We start from the raw sequence: 587 nt of genomic DNA, 5'->3' as shown, positions 1-587 counted from the left end.
CGGGTTGGCCAGCACGGCGGCCAGCTCACGGCAAAACAACACCTGTTCGACCGCGTTGGCGGCCGTGCAGCGCTCGACGTAGCCGATAAAGTGCCGTTGCAGCGTGCCCTCGTTGTAGCCGATATCCAGCGTCACCAGCCCTTTCAGCGGCACAGGGGATTGAACGGTGAAGTTCGCCCGGCCGGGGCTGGTAGCGTCGAGCCTGACGTCCTCCTTGATGAGAGCGATCGGGGCGCCGTTGATGGAAAGTATCTTGTGCAGCTTCACGTCTGCTCACTCCCGAGCCACTTATCCACACGTCCCAGCACCTTTTCAAAGCCACTCAGCGCGGGGTTGTCGTTGGTTGCGTCACCGGCGCCGCCTTCGCCGACCGTACTGCCCGGGGCGCCCTGAGCGTCTACCTTGTTGTCGGCGCGCCGGCCTTCGACTTTCTCCGGGTTCGATTCGCGTTCGCTCAGGGTGAATTGCACAAGCCAGGCTTTCAGGGTGTCAGCTTCCCGCGCACTGACGCCGTCGGAAAATTCCACCTGACGCACACCGAAGGTTTCGGCCGTGTCGTTCACGATCCGATACAGATGCAACTGACC

At 62.4% G+C, this 587-nt stretch carries 1 protein-coding gene and 1 pseudogene; both read right to left on the bottom strand.

From position 1 onward, the window contains the following. Window positions 1–267: pseudogene (locus ACW9IR_RS29560) on the bottom strand (hypothetical protein); the annotation flags it as partial. Continuing rightward, window positions 264–587: baseplate complex protein (locus ACW9IR_RS29555; RefSeq protein WP_457466149.1), on the bottom strand; the 324-nt coding region annotated here is incomplete at its 5' end. The pseudogene ACW9IR_RS29560 and the gene ACW9IR_RS29555, both read right to left, overlap by 4 nt.

The organism is Pseudomonas sp. SDT291_1_S447 (assembly GCF_054070155.1).
Note: the sequence above shows the minus strand (reverse complement) of the source record. Positions and strands in the feature narration are given on the sequence as shown.